Origin of the sequence: Blastomonas sp. (assembly GCF_046294995.1) — a bacterium.
In the GTDB taxonomy this organism is placed as follows: domain Bacteria; phylum Pseudomonadota; class Alphaproteobacteria; order Sphingomonadales; family Sphingomonadaceae; genus Blastomonas.
Genome location: NZ_JBKBOG010000001.1, coordinates 293133 through 312811, shown reverse-complemented (window position 1 = coordinate 312811; position 19679 = coordinate 293133). Strand labels below are relative to the sequence as shown.

General features: G+C 59.0%; 18 protein-coding genes. 4 read left to right on the top strand and 14 right to left on the bottom strand.

Annotated features, from left to right (window positions below):
- The first annotated feature begins 43 nt into the window (after positions 1-43).
- Positions 44-838, top strand: coding sequence for an energy transducer TonB (locus ACK4R0_RS01405; protein ID WP_409669108.1), 795 nt, complete (start codon positions 44-46; stop codon positions 836-838).
- 8 nt (positions 839-846) lie between these two features.
- Positions 847-1530: a Fe2+-dependent dioxygenase gene (locus ACK4R0_RS01400; RefSeq protein ID WP_409669105.1), complete on the top strand. Its 684-nt coding sequence runs from the start codon at positions 847-849 to the stop codon at positions 1528-1530.
- A 95-nt stretch (positions 1531-1625) separates the two neighbouring features.
- Here ACK4R0_RS01400 and ACK4R0_RS01395 read toward each other — a convergent pair whose 3' ends face one another.
- On the bottom strand, positions 1626-2021 hold the full coding sequence (locus ACK4R0_RS01395) for an enoyl-CoA hydratase/isomerase family protein (RefSeq protein WP_409669102.1): 396 nt from the start codon (positions 2019-2021) through the stop codon (positions 1626-1628).
- 323 nt (positions 2022-2344) lie between these two features.
- Here ACK4R0_RS01395 and ACK4R0_RS01390 point away from each other — a divergent pair, with 323 nt between their 5' ends.
- Positions 2345-3007 carry an alpha/beta hydrolase gene (locus tag ACK4R0_RS01390; protein ID WP_409669099.1) on the top strand — a complete coding sequence of 221 codons (663 nt, stop codon included), beginning with the start codon at positions 2345-2347 and terminating at the stop codon, positions 3005-3007.
- A 95-nt stretch (positions 3008-3102) separates the two neighbouring features.
- Here the strand turns inward: ACK4R0_RS01390 and ACK4R0_RS01385 are convergent, their stop codons facing one another.
- The 13 genes from ACK4R0_RS01385 to ACK4R0_RS01325 form a co-directional block, all read right to left on the bottom strand.
- The gene (locus ACK4R0_RS01385; RefSeq protein ID WP_409669096.1) at positions 3103-3831 is read right to left on the bottom strand and encodes a TadE/TadG family type IV pilus assembly protein; all 729 of its coding nucleotides are present in this window, start codon (positions 3829-3831) and stop codon (positions 3103-3105) included.
- 117 nt (positions 3832-3948) lie between these two features.
- On the bottom strand, positions 3949-4110 hold the full coding sequence (locus ACK4R0_RS01380; RefSeq protein WP_409669094.1) for a hypothetical protein: 162 nt from the start codon (positions 4108-4110) through the stop codon (positions 3949-3951).
- A 250-nt stretch (positions 4111-4360) separates the two neighbouring features.
- Entirely contained in the window at positions 4361-5593 is a 1233-nt protein-coding gene (locus ACK4R0_RS01375; RefSeq protein WP_409669091.1) for an NAD(P)/FAD-dependent oxidoreductase, read from the bottom strand.
- A 52-nt stretch (positions 5594-5645) separates the two neighbouring features.
- Entirely contained in the window at positions 5646-6713 is a 1068-nt protein-coding gene (locus ACK4R0_RS01370) for a phosphotransferase family protein (RefSeq protein WP_409669089.1), read from the bottom strand.
- Entirely contained in the window at positions 6713-7894 is a 1182-nt protein-coding gene (locus ACK4R0_RS01365; RefSeq protein WP_409669086.1) for an acyl-CoA dehydrogenase family protein, read from the bottom strand. Before ACK4R0_RS01365 ends, ACK4R0_RS01370 begins: the two co-directional genes overlap by 1 nt.
- Before the next feature lie 171 nt (positions 7895-8065).
- On the bottom strand, positions 8066-8848 hold the full coding sequence (locus ACK4R0_RS01360) for an SDR family oxidoreductase (protein ID WP_409669083.1): 783 nt from the start codon (positions 8846-8848) through the stop codon (positions 8066-8068).
- Between the two features lie 99 nt (positions 8849-8947).
- On the bottom strand, positions 8948-9832 hold the full coding sequence (locus tag ACK4R0_RS01355) for a MaoC/PaaZ C-terminal domain-containing protein (RefSeq protein WP_409669080.1): 885 nt from the start codon (positions 9830-9832) through the stop codon (positions 8948-8950).
- A complete protein-coding gene (locus ACK4R0_RS01350) occupies positions 9825-10184 on the bottom strand; it encodes a Zn-ribbon domain-containing OB-fold protein (RefSeq protein WP_409669077.1) in 360 nt (119 codons plus the stop codon). The genes ACK4R0_RS01355 and ACK4R0_RS01350 overlap by 8 nt, the downstream gene beginning before the upstream one ends.
- A complete protein-coding gene (locus ACK4R0_RS01345; protein WP_409669074.1) occupies positions 10181-11323 on the bottom strand; it encodes a thiolase family protein in 1143 nt (380 codons plus the stop codon). Before ACK4R0_RS01345 ends, ACK4R0_RS01350 begins: the two co-directional genes overlap by 4 nt.
- A gap of 2 nt (positions 11324-11325) precedes the next feature.
- On the bottom strand, positions 11326-12525 hold the full coding sequence (locus ACK4R0_RS01340; RefSeq protein WP_409669072.1) for a CaiB/BaiF CoA transferase family protein: 1200 nt from the start codon (positions 12523-12525) through the stop codon (positions 11326-11328).
- Positions 12518-14107 carry a GMC family oxidoreductase gene (locus ACK4R0_RS01335; RefSeq protein ID WP_409669069.1) on the bottom strand — a complete coding sequence of 530 codons (1590 nt, stop codon included), beginning with the start codon at positions 14105-14107 and terminating at the stop codon, positions 12518-12520. The genes ACK4R0_RS01340 and ACK4R0_RS01335 overlap by 8 nt, the downstream gene beginning before the upstream one ends.
- Before the next feature lie 102 nt (positions 14108-14209).
- Positions 14210-16630, bottom strand: a complete 2421-nt coding sequence (locus ACK4R0_RS01330; protein WP_409669066.1) for a TonB-dependent receptor — start codon at positions 16628-16630, stop codon at positions 14210-14212.
- A 61-nt stretch (positions 16631-16691) separates the two neighbouring features.
- Positions 16692-17903, bottom strand: a complete 1212-nt coding sequence (locus tag ACK4R0_RS01325) for a cytochrome P450 (protein ID WP_409669063.1) — start codon at positions 17901-17903, stop codon at positions 16692-16694.
- A gap of 265 nt (positions 17904-18168) precedes the next feature.
- On the opposite strand from ACK4R0_RS01325, the gene ACK4R0_RS01320 reads away from it, so the two are divergent.
- Positions 18169-19674, top strand: a complete 1506-nt coding sequence (locus ACK4R0_RS01320) for an aldehyde dehydrogenase (protein WP_409669060.1) — start codon at positions 18169-18171, stop codon at positions 19672-19674.
- Positions 19675-19679 lie beyond the last annotated feature (5 nt).

The following is a 19679-nucleotide window of genomic DNA, read 5'->3' as shown; positions in this document are numbered from 1 at the left end:
TCGGCAACTGATATATTGCGAGTCAGTTGCGATATTAGTGACAATGATTCGCAAGTGGGGCGATATGGTGCTGCTAGACAACAGTCTCTCATCGGCGACCGTGCACGGCGGAGCTGCCGAGCCCGTGTCCGACGGTACCGGCGCGCCTGGCCCGGCAAAGGCCATTCCGAATTATCTCGCGGCAGGTCGCTATGGCGAAGGCAATACATCCCGGTTGCCTGCCATCGTGCTTGCTATTGCATTGCATCTGCTGCTTGCCCCCGCCCTGTTGAGCCTGGGCTATCAGGCGGTGAAGACGCGCGCGAGTGCGATCACGACGGTGAACCTGGCGCCGCTACCGCCACCACCGCCTGCAGCTCCGGCACCGCCGCAGAGCGAACCTCTGCAGACCTCGGTCCGGCCTGCCGAAGCGGTGGTTCCCGTGGTGGCCCCGCCCCCGGTGATCATGATGGTGCCAACCGCCGCCCCGCAGCTTGCGATGATGCCCCCTTCGGCCCCACAGGCGCAGGTCACGACCCCCGCCCCGGCGCCGCCCGCCCCCCCATCGACCGTTGCCTCGGATTCGCTGGGCACACGCATGATTTCGGGCGGGCCTCCCAGTTACCCGGTCGAAAGCCGCCGCAAGAAGGAGCAGGGCACGGTGGAGCTGCTGCTCGTGCTGGGGATCGATGGCCGCGTCGAGACCATCTCGGTCGCCAGGAGCAGCGGCTTTGCCCGGCTCGACGAGGCGGCACTGAACGCGGTCCGCCGTTGGCGCTGGGCGCCGACGATGCGCGATGGCGCACCGGCCAAGGTGCGCGGCATCGTCGAGATCCCCTTCGTCCTGACCAACGGCTGAGCCAAACCATGCTGCTCCCGCTCCCTGCCCTGCTGTCGCCCGACGAAGTTGCCGCGCTGCGGCGCTTCATCGACACTGCCGACTGGATCGACGGCAACGCCACCAGCGGGCATCAGGCACAGCTGGTCAAAGACAACCTGCAGCTTCCCGAAGCCAGCGAGGCTGCACAATCGGCAGGGCAGATCGTGCTGGCCGCACTCGCCCGCAACCCGGTATTCATTTCGGCTGCGCTGCCGGCAAAGATCTATCCGCCGATGTTCAACAGCTATGCCGGCGGCCAGAACTACGGGCTGCATGTCGACAATGCAGTGCGCGTGCTGCCCGGCGCAGGCGGCACCATCCGCGCCGACCTTTCGATGACGGTGTTTCTTGAAGACCCGGCGACCTATGACGGCGGTGAACTGAGCATCGAGACCGCGTTCGGCGCGCAAAGAGTGAAGCTGTCGGCAGGCGATGGCGTGCTCTATCCGTCAAGCTCGCTGCACCGTGTCGAGCCCGTGACACAAGGGCGCAGGCTGGCGAGCTTTCTATGGGTCCAGTCGATGGTTGCCGATGAACGCGCGCGGTCGTCGCTGTTCGATCTCGACCAGTCGATCCAGCAGCTGTCGGCGGACGTGGGCCAGGACCATTCCGCTCTCGTCCGACTGACCGGTGTCTACCACAATCTGCTGCGACGCTGGGCCGAGGCCTAGGCCGCAGCAAGGCCGATGCGGTTGCCAGCCGTTCGCTTGAAGCGAAGACCGACAAACGCGATCCTTGGATTTTTCGGACGCTGATTCTCCGATCGCTAGCCCTCGACGGCATAGGCCAGATCGCTGAACAGCGCGATTGTCGCCCCGAGCCCGACCGCATGGCCGTTGATCCGTGCGATCACCGGCTTTTCGGCGCGCAGGAAAGCCTGGAGCAGGCGGCGCGCCTCGACGAAGCTCTGCAGCGTCGCCATCGGCTCGTCGAGCATCCGCTGCATCTCGCGGATGTCCCCTCCGGCGGAAAAGGCGCGGTCGCCTGCTCCGGTGATCACCACCACCCGCGCATCGTGATCCTGGTTCACGTCCTCGAGCACGCGGCGCAGATCGTCATGCATCGCGCCCTTGAAGGCGTTGGTCGGTGGATTGTCCAACGTCACGACCAGCACGCCGTTGGGGCGAAGCTCGGGCTTCAGGGCGGTGCAATATTCGTACACGGTAAATTCTGACCCCTTGACGCTGCGAGCAGGTGAGACGCAAACGCCTCGCCCACTGCAGGAACCTCTCATCCTCTTAAGCCAGGAGGCGGGGATCATGCACGGGCAGGCGGCGATCAATCGCCAATGCGATTGCTTGCGCCATCCGCGACAGATGCGCACCGGCCTATCGATCGCCGCTTGCCCTTCGCGATGGCCCTGCCCCGTCGCCGCCTGCGCCGGATCGTGGGCTTTTCCCTTAGGCGCACGCTCGAACCTTGCTATTCAGGTCGGCATGGCGAGCCCGTACCAGGGGCTTTCGCGCAGCATGAAGGAACGGATCGTTGTCGAAAATCGTCAATGGCGCCAGCCTCAAGCCGCGGACCGGTGGCCGTCCCAAGACCATCGTCCTGCTGCTGCACGGCTACGGGTCGAGCGGCACGGACATGATCTCGCTCGCGCCGCAATGGCAGGACGCGCTTCCCGATACGCTGTTCCTTGCGCCACATGCGCCGCAGCGTTGCGGGATGATGGGGGCCGGCTATCAGTGGTGGGGGTTGTCAGGTTTTGCGCCATCGGCGCTGGCAGCGGGCGCCGAGTCGGCAGCCCCTGCCATCGATGCCTTTATCGACCGCAAGCTGGCAGAATATGAACTGTCCGAGGCGGACCTGGCGCTGGTCGGCTTCAGCCAGGGCACGATGATGGCGCTGCATGTCGCCCTTCGCCGACCAAGCGCGGTCGCCGCCGTGGTGGGCTATTCGGGCATGCTCACCGGAACTGCCGGGCTTGCGCACTCGGACTTCGCCAAGCCACCGGTGCTTCTGGTGCATGGGACGGCAGATCCCGTCGTGCCGATCGCGGCGCTGCATATGGCGGAAAGCGAACTCAAACGGATCGGCGTCGAGGTCGCGACGCACATATCCTATGGCGTTCCGCACAGCGTCGATCCTGTCGGCCTGCGCCTCGGGCGCGATTTCGTGGCCGACGCCTTTGCTCATGCATCCTGACCGCCCGCCACGAGACAGCGCCGGAAGCAGCCTGACCGCAGCCAGCCAAGGGATGAAGCCTTATTGCTCCAAGCCATCGGTTGCCGTTTCCCAGGCTATTTTTTCTTTTTGGGCGCTTTGGGGCAATCCAGATGGAAATGGTCTTTGTGCGGTCGTTTGACACACCCTTTGGCTGCCTCACCAATTTCAGCATCGGTGGTTTGCGGCAATGTGCTGTCGAATTTTTCGCAGGTGGACTTGCGGGCGCTGCTGGTGTCGCCACCGGGCGCGACACCCAATTCCCTTTTGTCGCGCACGGTATAGGCGGCCTCTTGCCGCAAAATCTTGTGCTCCATGAACATCTCGCCAAACAGCGGCTCATATTCGTAATACAGTTCCACGAACATGACGGCGTTGCCAGGCGTCGCAGCGATGCGCTCTGCCGGCGGGCCCATTCCCAAAAAGCCCTTGCCCGTCTTGCCGTCACCTTCGTCGCCATAAGCAGATTCTTTCCCCAGATAGCCCTTGCAGCGCTGCCACTGGACGACCTGCCCGCCATCGGCATTCACCTCCAGGCTTGAAAGAACCAGCCGCCCCTGGCCAAACACGTCGATGCTGCCGCCTTGGATATCTGCTGCCTGAAACACGTCGTTCAGCTGGGATTCGAGGATCTTTTTCGCGCTGAAATTGGAATCGAGCGAGCCGATGCGGGACGCGTTGTCCGCCATGTTCAAGGCGATTTGGCTCATCTTCATCTGGGTGATCGCCAGATGCGAGACTTCGACCCCGTAAAAACCCAAGCCCAGGAAGATCGGCAGGGTCAAAGCGAACTCGATCAGCGCCATCCCGGAATTATCGTGCCGGAAGCTCACTGGAGCCCGTTTGCAAAGCGACAATCGTTTCATCCAAAGCCCCCAGTATGCGATTAATATATGTTATAAATAATGTGGTATCTCATAAGGTTAGCTTGATTTGATGAAGATTGAGTTGTCGCGATAAGCAAAAGCGGGCCATCTTTCAGCCCACCAGAATTGTCTGTCAGGAATCTTGCCAGGCAAGGCTCGTCCGCCATCGGGCAGCGGATTGATCTGGTTGTGGCGATAACCGATGCGTGCCGCGGCCATCGCGCAGCGTGTGCTACGGCTGCTAGGGTGATGCCAACCATGCTGATCTAAAAGAGTGGAGCGGTAGAGGGAATCCAATCAGAGCGCTATTATGTTGATATATATCATTATTTTCTAACGCCCCGTCGATTGGTCCATCAATTGTGCCATCAAAAAAAATTTGAAAACGGGTTCGATTCCTAGGAGCAGAATCCAACACCGAAGGGGACCGATTCGGATGAGGCATTTTTATGCCAAGATGTGTGTTGATTTAAACTCCCCAAGCATCTTTCAGGGCCAATTTCACATCAAGCAGCTTCTCGGAAGGCACATGCGCACCTGCCTCTACAAGCTTTTTGCCCTGCACATAATCTTTGACCCTGTTCACGCAATCTAACGCGATTACCTTATTGTCTTTCAGGTAGACGACCGAGAATGAACGTGTGGCCGGATCGCCTCGCACTAGCGCCTGGTCATGCCCAATTGAGAGCCCAACCGTCTGCAATCTGAGGTCGTACTGGTTGGACCAGAACCACGGCGTTGACGAATATGGCGATGGGTGTCCGCAAATTCCTCCGGCAGCAGTGGTGGCCATATCGTTGGCATTCTGCACCGATTCCAAGCGGATCACAGCATTGCCGGCAAATGCGTTCGCGTGTGCAGCACAGTCACCGATTGCATAAACATTAGGTAATGATGTGCGGCAAAATTCGTCGACGTTCACTCCATTTGCACCAGCCGCGCCTGCTGTCAGCAGTGGCTCAACGCACGGAATGATCCCAATGCCTACGATCACAATATCTGCCGGCACAATCTCCCCGTCCGACATTTTGACGCCAGTTACGTGTCCGTTCGCTCCCAAGATTGAATCGATTCTTGCGTTCGTACGAAGAACAACGCCGTGCGCTCGGTGCGCTGCTTGAAAAAACTCTGAGAGCGGCTCACCAGCCACTCGCGCCAACACACGCGGAAGCGCTTCCAACAGTGTCACATGAACATCAAATTTTGTCAGCACGGCAGCTGCTTCAAGGCCAATATATCCGCCCCCGATCACCACTGCGCGCTTTGCTCCGGCATCCAGTGAGGCCATCAGGCAGTCAGCATCTTGCTTCGTACGGACCGTATGAACGCCATCCAGGTCTGCCCCAGAACAGGAAAGACGTCGCGGATCGCCTCCGGCTGCCCAGATCAGGTTGCCATAGGTAAGCTGAGACCCATCATCCAGCGTTACGCTATGTGCTGCCGGATCGAGTGAGACGACTTCGGCGCCCAACCGCATCTCGATGGCCTTGTCTTTCCAGAACTGAGCGGGGCGAATGCATATCCGGTCGAAGGTCTTTTCTCGCGCTAGATATTCCTTGGACAAAGGTGGCCGTTCATAAGGAATCTCCGGTTCGCGCCCGATCATCAAGATACGACCCGTCAGACCTTGCTGGCGCAAAGCGGTGGCTGCCTGCGCCCCGCCATGGCCTGCACCTACAATGATCACATCTGCATAATCCACTTGAAGTCCAATGCTATAATCTGGGATATGAATGGCATGCGACCCCGTCAAATTACTGACAACGTTCCATTGCCTGCCGCGCCAAAGCTGCTAGCCGCGGCAGAGCCTCCGCCCTTTCCTTAGCTCGCGTGTTCGACGCGGAGCCTCGCATTACCCTGCCCTTGATGCCGTGGAAAATCGCAGCAAGGCGAAAGAAATTAAAGGCGAGGTAGAAATCCCAATCTGGAATCTGTGTCCGCCCTGTTCGCGCACAATAAGCAGCAATGTATTCTTCTTCCGTCGGTAGGCCTAGCGGCACCGGGTCCGCGCTACCTAGCCCTGCTACTATATCACCAGGCATGCGGTACATCATCGCGTGATAAGCAAAGTCCGACAAAGGATGTCCGAGGGTTGAAAGCTCCCAGTCGAGAACAGCCAGCACACGTGGCTCAGTCGGGTGGAAAATCATGTTGTCGCACCGAAAATCGCCGTGGACGATTGCTGCTTCGTTGCTGTCAGGAATCGCAGTTGGCAGCCACTCTACAAGCGAGTCCATGTCAGCCAAACGGCCTGCCAGGTGGTCTTCCATATATTGCTGCGACCAGCGTCCAATCTGGCGGGCAAAATAGTTCCCGGGTTTTCCAAAATCGCTCAACCCTGCCGCAAAGGGATCGATTGAATGGAGCGCCGCGATCACGCGGTTCATTTCATCAAAATAAGCGGCGCGCTCGTGTATTGGCAGGTCCGTGAAGGCCGCATCCCAGAAGACTCGTCCTTCAACCATTTCCATCACATAAAACTGGCTGCCAAGCACAGTTTCATCCTCGCAAATGCCAAGGACCTGAGCCACGGGAACGTCGCTGCCGTGAAGCGCCTGTGACACACGGGCCTCTCGCAGAACGTCGTGCGCGCCCTTCAACAACAACCCAGGCGGCTTTCGCCGCAGGACATAGCGGGCCCGAGGTGTGCTCAACCGGTAAGTCGGGTTGGATTGCCCGCCATTGAACTGCTCGACTGAAAGCGGTCCGCGAAAACCTTCGATGTTAGTGGCCATCCATCCTGTCAACGCAATCTCGTCAATGGCGACGCGGACTTTGCTTGATCCGGTATTGGCCAGGGTGAGTGCCGTCCCCGAGGCCATCACTGAGTGCTCCTCCAGTCACGGCGCAGTTTCTTGGCGAGGCTCCACTTATGGACTTCTGTAGGGCCATCGTAGATCCGGAACGCGCGAACTTCCCGGAAAATCGTTTCTACGATGGTCTTGTCGGTAACACCGGTACCGCCCATCACCTGCATACACTTGTCAGCGATGCGCATCAGTGCCTCTGATACAGCCACCTTTGTCATCGAGCTCTCAACTGTGCCCAGTGATCCGGCATCAAGTATGCTGGCGCACCAGTCGATCATCAGTTCGCACTGCTTAATGTCGATCATGTTTTCTGCCAGCATGAAGCCCACGCCTTCGTGGTCGATCAGGTGCTTGCCGAAGGCCATTCGACGATTGGTGTAATCCACTGCGATTTCCTGGGCTCGGATGCAGCCGCCCAGCCATCGCATGCAGTGTGAAAGCCGCGCCGGGGAAAGCCGGATCTGAGCATATTTGAAACCCTCGCCGGCCTCGCCAAGCATCTGATCAGCAGGCACGCGAAGGTCATCAATGGTGATTTCAGCATGGCTGCCAGGCATCGAGCTATCGATCGTGTTGGGCACAGCGGTGATGCGGATGGCAGGATCAGGTAGTTCGACGAGAAACATGCACGCGCCGCCTGCGCTGTCTGCGGCTTCGCTCTTTGCCATGACGATGCCGACTTTGGCCCCGTCCGCACCTGTGATGAAAGCTTTCTTGCCGTTGATCACCCAGTGGTTCCCGTCCTTACGGCAGGTAGTGATCATCATTGACGGGTCTGCACCCGCGCCGTTGAGATCGGCTGGCTCGGTCATGAAGAAAGCCGATCGCGCTCGCCCTTCCACCAGCGGCTTCAAGAAGCGCTCCTTCAGGTCGGGGTGGCCTACCTTGCCAATGAGATACATGTTGCCCTCATCTGGCGCTTGGGTGTTACAGGCCAGCATGCCCAACGGGGTAAGGCCCGACTTGATGAGGATGATAGCGGTCTCACGCTGATTGAAATGGCTGCCGTCGGAGCGGATGTGGGGTGTTAGCACTCCTGCCGACCGTGCCAGCTCACGAAGCTCCATAACGAGCGCGTCTGTCGGCGCACCATGATGGTCTCGGCGAGGATCTTGCTCGAATGGAATGATGGTCTCCCGCACAAACGCTTCAACCCGCGCAGCCACATTCAATGCTTCTTGGCTAATGCTCAACACTTGATCCTTAAATCTTCAGAGAAACAGATATGTGAAATCATCTATGAAATAGCGCCTCATCATCTTAATCGGATGATAGCTCCGCTCATTCTGATAATTATCCTATTGCGATATTGGAAATTATTGACCTTGTCTCGTTACGCGCATTGAACATTCAGGCGCGGGAGTTCATAATGACTGCCCATCATCTACATTGATGACAGATCCGGTTATGCCTTGGGCGAGGTCGGAGCAAAGCAGCAAAAGTGGGGCATGGAGATCGGTTTGCGGCCTCAATCTCCTGCGAGGAAACGAGCGGACAAACCGATCGCCAGCTTCGCCCGTAAGGCCATCTGCGGTCATCTCAGTCGCAAAATATCCAGGCTGAATCACGTTGACGCTTATACCACGCGTAGCCCATTCACGGGCGAGGGCCCGACCCATCTGCCGAACAGCCGCCTTTGTCGCACCATAGACGGTAGTATAGGGCATGACGCGTTCCGCGGTGATCGAACCGATGATAACGATCCGCCCCCTATTCATGACGCTCGGGCCAGCAATCTCCATTCGGCGGGCGCCTTCCGTTGCGGCAAGAAACACCCCAAGTATATTAGTTTGCAACAGGAGGTTTAGACTAGCCAGGTCTAAATCGAGCGCCGATTTTTCAATCGCAACTCCCGCATTCAAGACAATTGTGTCTACCATCCCAAAATTCTGTTCGGCAGCATCATATGCCGCCCTTATTGAGGCTTCGTTGGTTACGTCCATCTGCACAGCCATGGCCTGCCCGCCCCCACCGTGAATTTTGTCTACCTGTTCGCCGAGACGATCTGCCCGCCGTGCCGCCAGCACCACCCGTGCCCCAGCTTGTGCAAGCGCGTTGGCGAAGCCGGCTCCGAGACCCGAAGACGACCCTGTGACCAAAGCAACACGCCCGTTGAGGTTAAATTTAAAAAAACTTTGATCACTCATATAACTTCACCAAGATATCACCCGCGTCGACAAACAAATACCGACCATAATTTATTTATCTGCTGTGACCGTGATCCATTTTATTTAATGCGGGTTTAATTAAACATATCCCTCAACGTGGGCTCGCCCCAGCGTGAGAACTCTTCTTCCTGAAACTTTCTCAATGGCTTCAAATTCAATGTTCCGTCCGCTTGCCCAGCTGGTGAATTGCAAGCTTTCTCCAGGTAGCAAAGGTGCCGAGAACCGGACGCTGAGCGAGCGCAAGCGATTTGGATCGTAATCGCACCAGTCCGCCAGAATGGCATGCCCAGCGATTCCAAACGTGCAAAGCCCGTGCAAGATGGGTCGGTCGAAGCCAACCGAGCGCGCAGCTTTCGGAGATGCGTGCAACGGATTACGATCTGCGCAAAGGCGGTAGAGGAGAGCCTGCTGCGGTATCGTCGGGAGTGTGCGCCGGCGTATTGCCGAACGTTCAGCCGTTCCCTCGGCTACCTGCGGATCCATTTTCGACGATTGCGAGACCTTGCCCGAGAAGCCTCCGTCACCGCGCGCAAAGGTTGTGTGGCGGACGGTAGCAAGAAGATCACCGCCGTTCTTGTCAAACAATTCCTTGTCATATGTGATAATCGCGCCGCGCTTCTCACCTTTGTCGATCACGTCCACGACTTGGTGCCGGGCGACAATACAGCCCGTTGGCGCTAGCCGCCGATGGATGACAATTTCTTCTTCGCCGTGAACGATTTGCGCAAAATCGATACCGGTTGCCGGATCGGCCATCCATGATCCAGGATAGCCCAGAATGACAGCCATGGTCGGCAACACTCGGGGTGGGCCGCCGATCTCCGATACGAACCGCAGCTGACGCTCATCGACTGGGTCAGTGCCCATGCCGACGGCCAGAGCATAGCGGATGGTGTCATCTTCGGAATAGATCTGTTCGATGTCCGGAAAGGTCCAGGCAAGCAGAGCATCGCGATCAATCATCGTTCAAACTCCGGAACTGCACATGCCAGGCGCCCTGCGATCCGGATGGCGCAGCGGCTAGCCGGTCACCAATCGCAGCATCTTCCAGTGCGTGCCCCATCAAGATCACATCATCATCCATTGCGACCAACACCAGGGTATAGGGCACGAGAGAACGGTGATGTTCATCCGGAGCACGGTAGACGCGGGTAGTCGCCAGCACTGCCCCGGTCGTTCGAAGTGCCCGATTTTGGAGGGCAGTTGCACCACAATGAGGACATGCCAGGCGCGCGGGTGCGTGAAACCGACCGCAGCCATTGCAGCATGGCAAGTCTATCCTGCCGAGTTCCAGACCCTTCTGGAAAGCGCTCATCTCGTCCTCTCCAGAACAAGGGAAACATGGGCTGAAAGCACACCACCTTCTGAGTGCACTAGGGCGGTCAATGGACTATTCATCGCTTGTCTGTCTTGCGCGGCCCCCCTTAGCTGCTGTACCGCCTCGACTGCATGCGCCAGGCCCGCTGCAACGCCTGAATGCCCGAATGAGAGCAGGCCGCCATGCAGGTTGAGGGGTTGCGGGCCGCTTGGCCCAAACATGCCGTTGCGTGCCAGCGAAGCACTTTTGCCGGCAGGAGCGATGCCAATCTCCTCCAGAAGCATTGCCAATGTTATAGTGAAGGAATCGTAGATCGATAGATAGTCGATGTCCTCCAGCGCCATGGCTGCCTCTTCCAAGGCGCGTGCGACAGACGCGCCCGCGCCGGTATTCGACAGAGATGACATGGCAGTGAGATGCTGGTGCTGGTGTGCCTGACCCGCCCCGCGGACGCGTACGCGCATACCGGCGGGATCGGCTTCGATCAGCAACGCAGCCGCGCCATCGGAAATCGGGCAGCAATCCAGCAGTTTCAGCGGCAGAGATATTGGCTTGGACCGCAACACATCGTCCACGGTGAGAGGATTGCGCAGATGTGCCAGCGGATGAAGTCCTGCGTGGTTGCGCATCAGCACGGCAAATTCAGCCAGATCGGCCTCGGTCGCGCCGGTCCTGGAAAGATAGTGCGAGCCGAGCAAGGCATAATAGGACGGCACAGCAACGCCGCATGGAACTTCGAACTCAGGGTCACCGATCTGCGACAAAGTCTGGATCGATTGGTCTCGGCTCTGCCCGGTCAGGCGATTTTCTCCACCGAGCACCAACACCCGCTCGCACCGCCCGGCGCGCACCAGGTCTGCCGCCAGCATCAACATGGCCCCGCCCGTAGCGCCACCAAGTTGCACGCCATGCGCATAGTGTGGCCTCAGGGCCAGCTTCTCCGCCAGCACGTCAGAGAGCATCAGATGCGGAAGCGTGGTCGCATAGCCGCAGATAAGGCCATCCACCGCCAGCCGGTCAATCCCGGCATCGGCAAGCGCCTCCTCGGTCGCAGCAGCCATAAGTTCGACCGGCCCAGCTCCCTCGTGTCGGCCGAAACGTGTGCATCCGACACCGCTGATGTATGCGTCTCGCATGCTTATGCCGAGCCCAGGATGCGGGCGATGATGGAATCGGCAAAGCCAGCTTCACGAAGGATTTCCTCACCATGTTCGCCCAGCCGCGGTGGACATTGCGGCTGGGCGGTACCGGCGGCCATGCGTACGGGGTTGCGCACCGCCCGCATCTTCCAGTCGCCTGCCGGCAGTGTCTGAAACATGCCCACCGCTGCGAGATGCGGGTCGCTCTCGAGTTCCTCCAGCCGCTGCACCGGCGCGCAAGCAATACCAAGCCGGTTGCCAGTCGACAGCCAGTGGGCGGTCGGGTGCACGCAGAGGAAACCTTCCAGCAGAGCGTAGAGCGCCTCTATGTTCTGCGTCCGCGCCGCTATGCCGTGGAAACGGGGATCTTCTGCCAGAACCTCCTGACCCACCTCGCAAAAGAAAGCGCGCCAATCGCGGTCGCTATATGGCATCCAACAGATGTAGCCATCGCTGGTGCGAAATGGCCTGCGCCATTTTGCCATGGTTCGCTTGTAACCGAGCTCATCAGGCTCCGCGGGAGTCTCCCCACCCGCTTCCACCAGATGCCGCGCGTTGAAATGTTCGGTGAGCAGGAACTGCACCATCGTCTCGAACATCGGGACCTCGATGATCTGTCCCAATCCCGTCCGCTCCCGCTGGTAGAGAGCGGCGATGGCGGCGTGGACAGTCATCTGGCCTGCAACCTTGTCGGCCACAATGGTGGGAATGTAGCGCATCTCGCCCATATGACGGTAGTTGAGATCGGCGACGCCTGACAACGCCTGAATGATGTCGTCATAGGCAGCGCGGCCCCCATACGGCCCGTCTTCACCAAATCCATGCAGGCCAACATAAATGAGGCGGGTGTTGCGCGCGCAAAGATCTGCTGCCGACAGCCCCAGCGAAGACAGCTTTTGCGGGCGAACATTGTGCAGGAATATATCGGCCTTGTCGGTCAGCGCGAACAACGCTTCGCGACATTCCGAACGCTTGAGATCGAGCACGATCGATCTCTTGTTGCGGTTCGAGCCGAGAAACAGTGACGCCATGCCAGGTTCCAGCATCGGCCCTGTATGCCGTGTGGTATCGCCGCCAGGAGCCTCGACCTTGATTACATCTGCGCCATAATCAGCAAGCGTCTGGCTGGCGGAGGGCCCTGCCACCACCGTGGTGAGGTCAATCACCCGGACGCCCGATAGCGGCAGATCATTACGCATGGTCGTGCTCCCCTGCCTCATCCAGCTGTCGAATCAGTTCGGCGGCCCGCCACGCCATCGCCATCACCGGCGCAAATGTGTTGCCTGCAGGCATAACCGGCGCGATCGACAAATCAGCGACATGCAGCCCCTGCGTACCGCGCACCCGTGTCATCGGATCGACTACAGAAGCTTCGTCCTTACCCATCCGGCAGGTGCCGAAGGCATGGTAGGCTGTCGTACCCATCGCGCGATAAGCATCCAGGATCGCATCGTCGGTATCGGCCACCGGACCGGGCCTAGTTTCGTGGTCTATCATGTCGGCGACCGGCGACTGCGCGACGAGTGCGCGCACGAAGCGAACCGAATCCACCATCACGCGGCGATCTTCCTCATCGGCAAAAAAGTCGAGCGTACTCTGCGGCAACGCGTCGGGATCGACGCTCTGAATAGCAACAGAACCGGCCGAACGCGGACGAAGGGGATAGACGGCCAGCTGCATCCCCGGTGCCGTTTCCATCGCCAGCTTCGATTTTGCCTTATCGATGCTGAACGGCGCTGCGATCAACTGCGCGTCAGGACGCGCCAACCCCGGCCGTGAACAGAAATGACCCAGCACATCATACGCGGCACTGGCCATTGGCCCGGAGCGGAAACCATAATAACGCAACACATTCGCCACTAGCCGCCAGCCGGAAAACTGGGGATTGAGCGACATCGGGCGGCGCAGGCGCCATTGCATCGCCAGAGCACAATGCTCGCGCAGATTCGCGCCGACTTCTGCGCGATCGGCAATGACGGGAATGCCAAGACGCCGCAGCACCGCTGCATCCCCTACCCCGGAGCGCTGCAAGATGGCAGGCGATGCAATCGCACCCGTGGACAAGATGACGCGCCTGGCGGAAAAATCCTTCATGCTGCCGTTGACGCGGCAGGCCACACCGACTGCGCGGGTCCCATCCCAGAGTATTCTGTCTGCTATCGCGCCTGTTACGACGGTCAGGTTAGGCCGGGCCATGGCCGGCGTCAAAAAGGCAACGGCAGCACTCTGGCGGCGCCCCGCGAAAATAGTGGAAGGGCAATAGCCGATCTTTGGTCGGTCGTCGGGCTGATTGACGTTCAACGGTGCATCCAGTCCGATATGCTCACCTGCGGCGATGAGCCGGTCCATCAGCGGATGTCGGGCAGGCGTGGAAACGCGCAACCCACCACCCGCCGACCCGTGAGCTTCGGCTGCGTCAAAAATGCGTGCCATCTCCGACCAGGCCCAGTCCGAGCTAGTATGCGCCGCGATCTCACCAAAATCGCCCGGTTGCGGTCGAACGTACATCATGCCGTTGACCGATGAAGATCCGCCCAGTCCCTTGCCGCGCAGCCAGTAGGCCGGTGGCGCATTCTGTCCGGGCGTACCATGCGCCTGGAACGGCCAGACGAAATCCGGGTTGGACAGGATCTTGGCGACACCGCGCGGCATGTGAATAAAGGGATGATCGTCGCGCGGCCCCGCTTCCAGCAGCATGACCTGGACAGTGCGATCCTCGGACAGGCGGTTGGCCAGCACGCACCCTGCCGCGCCACCTCCGACGATCACATAATCATACATATCGATTACTCAAAGAAACCGGCAGAACGCGAATCCGCAGCCGTGTAAGCATGACACAGCTGCGGATGGTACTCGGTCCTGACATCACCGCACGGCCTTCGTTTAGTTACCAAAGCGAACGATGGCGTTGACCCAGATTTCGCGGCCGCGGTTTGGAACGCCAACAGTGTCGCCCAACAGCGTCGATGCACCGCCGGGGGCTCCACCGGACAGTGGGTTATCTGCAGAGCGGGTAAAGTAATAGGTATTGCCAAGGTTGCGCCCCATAAGGCCGATCTCCCAGCGCTCATCGGCGTCCATCAGGCGGATGCCCGCATCGAAAAGTTCATAGGATTTCTGCCGACCGCCAGGTGCTGACACCACGTCGGTAAAGAAGCTGTCGCTGAACGTAAAGGCACCCTGCAGACCGACCTTCAGGCCAGAGAATTCGGGCGAAATATAGTCGAAGCCCAGGTTTCCGCTCCAATCGGGCGCGCGGACCAGCTGTGTGCCGCTAAGGTCCTGCAGCAAGCCAGCCTGCCCTGTGAAGCGGTTGACCTGCACGCGGCAGTCGGGTGTCGGAAGCCCGCGATAGCAGGTCGCCTGATAGTCGGTGTACTTGCCGTCCTGGTAAGCCACGGCACCGCGCAAGGACAGACCATCAAGTGGAGTGCGATAGGTAAAGTCAAACTCCACGCCCTTGGTCCGCACTGCCCCTGCATTGCGCAGTTCCTGGTTGAGCCCCACCAATACCGCGACCTGCAGTCCGGTCGTCTCATAGCTGTAAACCGCAAGGTTAGTGCGCAGATCACCGTTCAGGAAGGCGGACTTGATGCCGCCTTCAAAGCCGGTGATCAGCTGCTGGTCGTAGCGCAGATCGACGAGCGACGTGTATCGACCGTTGCCATTGAGTACTGGATTGAGCGTGGGCTGGGTGGCATTGAAGCCGCCCGACAAGAAGCCTTCCTTGTACGAGCCATAGATCGTCAGATTGTCATTCGGTCTGAAGGTAAGCGTGGCTTCAGGCGAAAGGTTGTTGAACCTGGCATTGCGAGGCGCATCCACATCGACCAGCGTGTTGCGGCTGGCAGCGATGGCGGAGCGGAACACGGTCAGTTCCTTGCTTTCATTGGAATAGCGTGCACCGCCGGACAGTTCAAGCGTCGGCAGCAGCTCGACCATGACCTGTCCGAAGATCGAATAGGCCTCTCCTTCCTGTGTGTAATCATAATTCGCGCTGAAAACGGGCGCGTTAGCGTTGCGATATACGACCGCCTGGTTGGTGGCATGACTGTCCTGATACAGCCCGCCGAACATGAAGTTGACCGGGCCGTCGAAGTCGCTGGTCAGGCGCAGTTCCTGTGTCATTTCGCGGATCGACAAGGCGGCGAACGCCGGAAGGAAGGTCTGCGGGATGCCGTTCTCCTGAAAGTTGGCAATGAAGTTGCCAACGTAGGAGTTACTCGCCTTGTAGTATCCGGTGATTGACGACAGCGTCAGGACGTCGTTCAATTGATAGTTCATTTCGAGACCGCCAAGGATCTGGTCGGACTTCAGATAGGTTTCGGTTCCGAAGCGCGGATCGGCAATCGCGAAATTAGGTCCGATATTATTGGTCGAGGTCACCCTGCCATCAGCTCGGCAGTCTTCGGGAGTAGCAAATCCAGCAGGCGTTCCCTGCGGACGGCCCAACGGACAGTTAAGGAACTGTAGATTATCAGTCGATCCAGAACCATCACTGTCGTTATACGAAATCTTGAGCCGAGCATCGAACCGATCCGACGGCTCCCACTTCAGCGTGCCGCGGATGGCATATTCCTCGCCATTCGGGACTCTGCGATCAAACGGCACCAGCACGTTGGCACCGCCGGTCGGCGCGACGTTGCGGACGAACCCTTTCATCTTGGAATAATAGCCTGCAACGCGGAAGCCCAGCGTATCGCTGATGGGTCCGGCAACAAACCCTTCCAGGCGCACCTCGTCTGCCTTGACCTCATAGCCTGAGTTCAATCCGGCGCTAAGACTGGAGGTCGGATCTGCAGTGCGAATGGAAATGATACCGCCCGGGCTGTTCTTGCCAAAGAACAATGCCTGAGGCCCTTTCAGCACCTCGATCTGTGCGAGGTCCATCTGGCCAAGGCGCCTGACCGATGAACGCGCAACGGGCACGCCATCAATGTTGAACGAGACCGCCTGATCGCCGAACGGGTTGGCGTCCACACCCGACAGACCGCGGATCGCAACGATGCCGCCCTGCGGCGAGGATGTTGCCTCGCTCGTGATCAGCGTGGGAACGGCGCGTGCCAGCATATCCACGGTGTTGATGTTGCGACGCTGCAACTCTTCGCCGCCGATGGCGGTAAGCGCGATCGGTGCTGCAATCGAAGTTTCCTCGCGGCGGCGGGCGGTGACGATGATCTCGCCCTCAGCGACGCTGGCATCGGCAGGCTGCTGGGCATCCGTAGCCTCTTGTGCCAGCAATGGCGTGCATGTCACGGCAGTGCTGGCAAGCAGCGCGAATCGAAGTGCTCTGTTCAGGTTCACGATTTTATCCCCTCTATTTGTCCGGATCACACGCGTGTCCAAATCTTCATGCATTGGCTGATCAACGACCGGGCACATCCCAGACGATCGGCAGGCTTTCGAGCGCCATCACCACGCCCGCGCGCCATTGCGGGACAAACCCGTCAGCAATGCGAAAGCGTGGGATCCGGCGCAGAAACTCGTTTATGAAAATGCGCATTTCGGCGCGAGCCATGTGGTGGCCCAAGCACAGATGTGGCCCGGTCGAGAAGCTCACATGCTGGCGGCGCTTTCGATCGATATCGAACGTCTCAGGATCCTGATTCCGGCGATCGTCCATCCCCGCCAGCGTCATCGGCGCGACGATCATGTCGCCGGCACGAAGCTGCGCTCCGGCAAACTCGATATCGTTGCGCACAAGCCGGACGCCGTTGGTCACGGCAAACCGGCGCATAGATTCATCGATATAGGCCGGGATCGCATCGGGATCGGTGCGAAGCCGATCCTGCATATCAGGATTGCGCGCCAGATAATTGAACGAGAAGGTCATCGCATTGGCAACCGTATCCAAGCCCGCAACAAACAGGAGGAAGCCGATAGACAGCAATTCGTCCATCGTCAGGGGTCGCCCATCGATCTCTTCAACCACAAGACGCGAGAACAGATCATCGCGCGGCTCAGCCATTCGAGCGCGCATCACCGCTTCAAGCTCACCGAATATTTGCGCAGACAACTCGATCCGGCGTTCGGCCGGGACGTGGCTGAAGAATTCCGTGACGACCTGACGGAATTCGACATAGCGGTCGAGCGGAAGCCCTGCGAGTTCCATGAATACGGTCACAGGATAATAGGCACCCAGTGCCTCAGCGAAGTCGCAGCCTCCGTCCGCATACACTTTGTCGATCAGTCTTTCCGCCCAATCCTGCATGGCACCTTCAAGGCCGTGCACCATGCGCGGCGTAAAGTGGCGCATCAGCATTTTTCGATACGGCGTGTGCTCGGGTGGATCGAGATTGATGGGGATCGCGACAAACGGACTCTCTGTCTTGGGGATCTCAATCTCCTTGTTGGAGAAATTGGCCGTGTCCTGAATGACCTTCTCGATCAGATCGTAGCGCGTGACGACCCAGTGTCCGCCGTTGAAAGGGGTATAGAAGATCTCGGGCGCTTCTAGCTGCATCGCACGATAGCCCAGGTGCAGGTCGTCCATCAGCCTCGCATCGTGATAGATATCGAACGGATAGACTTGTCCGGCGGTCACATGCGGCGGAATCTGTTCAGCTAGATTGGTCAAATTTCCTCACCTTTTGCCTGTTTTGGCCAGCGATCGGGACCGTTCGATCATGTCGATCAGGCCCAGCCGTGGCTGGCTGTGTATCCTCATTCCCACGCAAAAATCCGCTTGTCAACAATTCAGAATGCAATTCTCCATTGAGAATATTTACAGGGTTGACGACCCGGCCGCGTCCCCCGATATTCTACATCACGAACGGTATTCTCATTTTCGCCGTTGAAGTTTGATGGCGGGGAAACACCCGTCAAACCTTTGGAGACGATGCATGGCTTCTGGCATGCCGCAATTACCGAGCGAAAGGCTGGATGCCTTTTTCATCGGTGGCGAATGGGTCGCCCCATCGACTGAACAGCGAATTCCTGTCGTCATGCCTTCTACCGAGGACGTCTGGTTCACTGTTCCTGCGGCGGCGCCTGAGGATGTTATGCGGGCCGTGGCTGCTGCACGTCGCGCGTTCGACCACGGTCCCTGGCCCCGCCTGCCCACGAGTGAAAGGGCACACTATTTAAGGCGGCTTTCACAGGAAGTGGTGCGGCGCCATGCCGATCTGGCAACCTTATGGACCGGCGAAGTGGGTGCCCTGTTTAGCGCCGGAATGGCGACATTCTCGTCGGGCAGGGATGAATTTGCGCGCACAGCAGAGCTCGCAGAAACCTTTCCGTTTGAGGAAAGGCGTGAGCCGGGACGCGGCGGCAAACTGGGACTTCTTGTGCATGAGCCGGTCGGAGTAGTTGCGGCGATAGTACCGTGGAACGGGCCGTTCCTAGCCATTGCCGCAAAATGTGCCCCTGCCCTGCTGGCAGGCTGCACCATCATCGTGAAGTCCTCTCCCGAGGCACCGGGTGACGCCTATCTGCTAGCCGAGATGGCCGAAGCGATCGGGCTCCCGCCGGGCGTCATCAATGTGATTACCGCCGACCGGGACGTGTCAGAGCTTCTGGTCACGCACCCCGATGTGGATAAGATCACCTTCACGGGCTCTACCGCTGCAGGTAAACGGATCGGCGCATTGTGCGGCGGCAGGATCGCGCGCTGCACTCTGGAACTTGGCGGCAAATCGCCTGCGGTGATCCTTGACGATTACGATCCCGCACAAGCCGCGCGGTCAATTGCGGCGATGGCGCCCAACCTCTCGGGTCAGGTGTGTTCCTCACTGACTCGGTTGATCGTCGCTGCGGCGCGGCACGATGAATTTGTCGACGCGCTTGCAGCGGAGTTCGCGGCAATCCGGGTAGGCGATCCGTTCGACCCGGCAACCCGGATGGGACCACTTGCTACTTTAACCCAACGCGAGCGGGTGGAAGGATATATCGCCAAGGGTATCGCCGAAGGCGCGATTCTGGCTTCTGGCGGCCACCGCCCGCGTCATCTCGTCCGTGGATATTATATTGAGCCAACGATTTTCGCCCGGGTCGACAATGCAATGACCATCGCGCGCGAAGAGATATTCGGTCCGGTGGTAAGCGTGATTGCAGCTGCCAGCGAAGCTGAAGCGATTGCAATAGCGAACGACAGCGATTTCGGGCTCAATGCCTCGGTATTCACCAATGACCCCGACCGGGCGTATGCGGTCGCGCGGCAGCTACAGGCGGGCACAGTAGGGCACAATTCCTGGCGCACCGATTTCTCGTTGGCATTTGGCGGCTTCAAGCGCTCGGGCATCGGTCGCGAAGGCGGCACCGAAGGCATCAGGACGTTTACTGAACTCAAGACTGTAATCCTGGATGCAGACCCTTCGCACTGCAAAACAGATCATCAGCAATCCGCATGACCGTG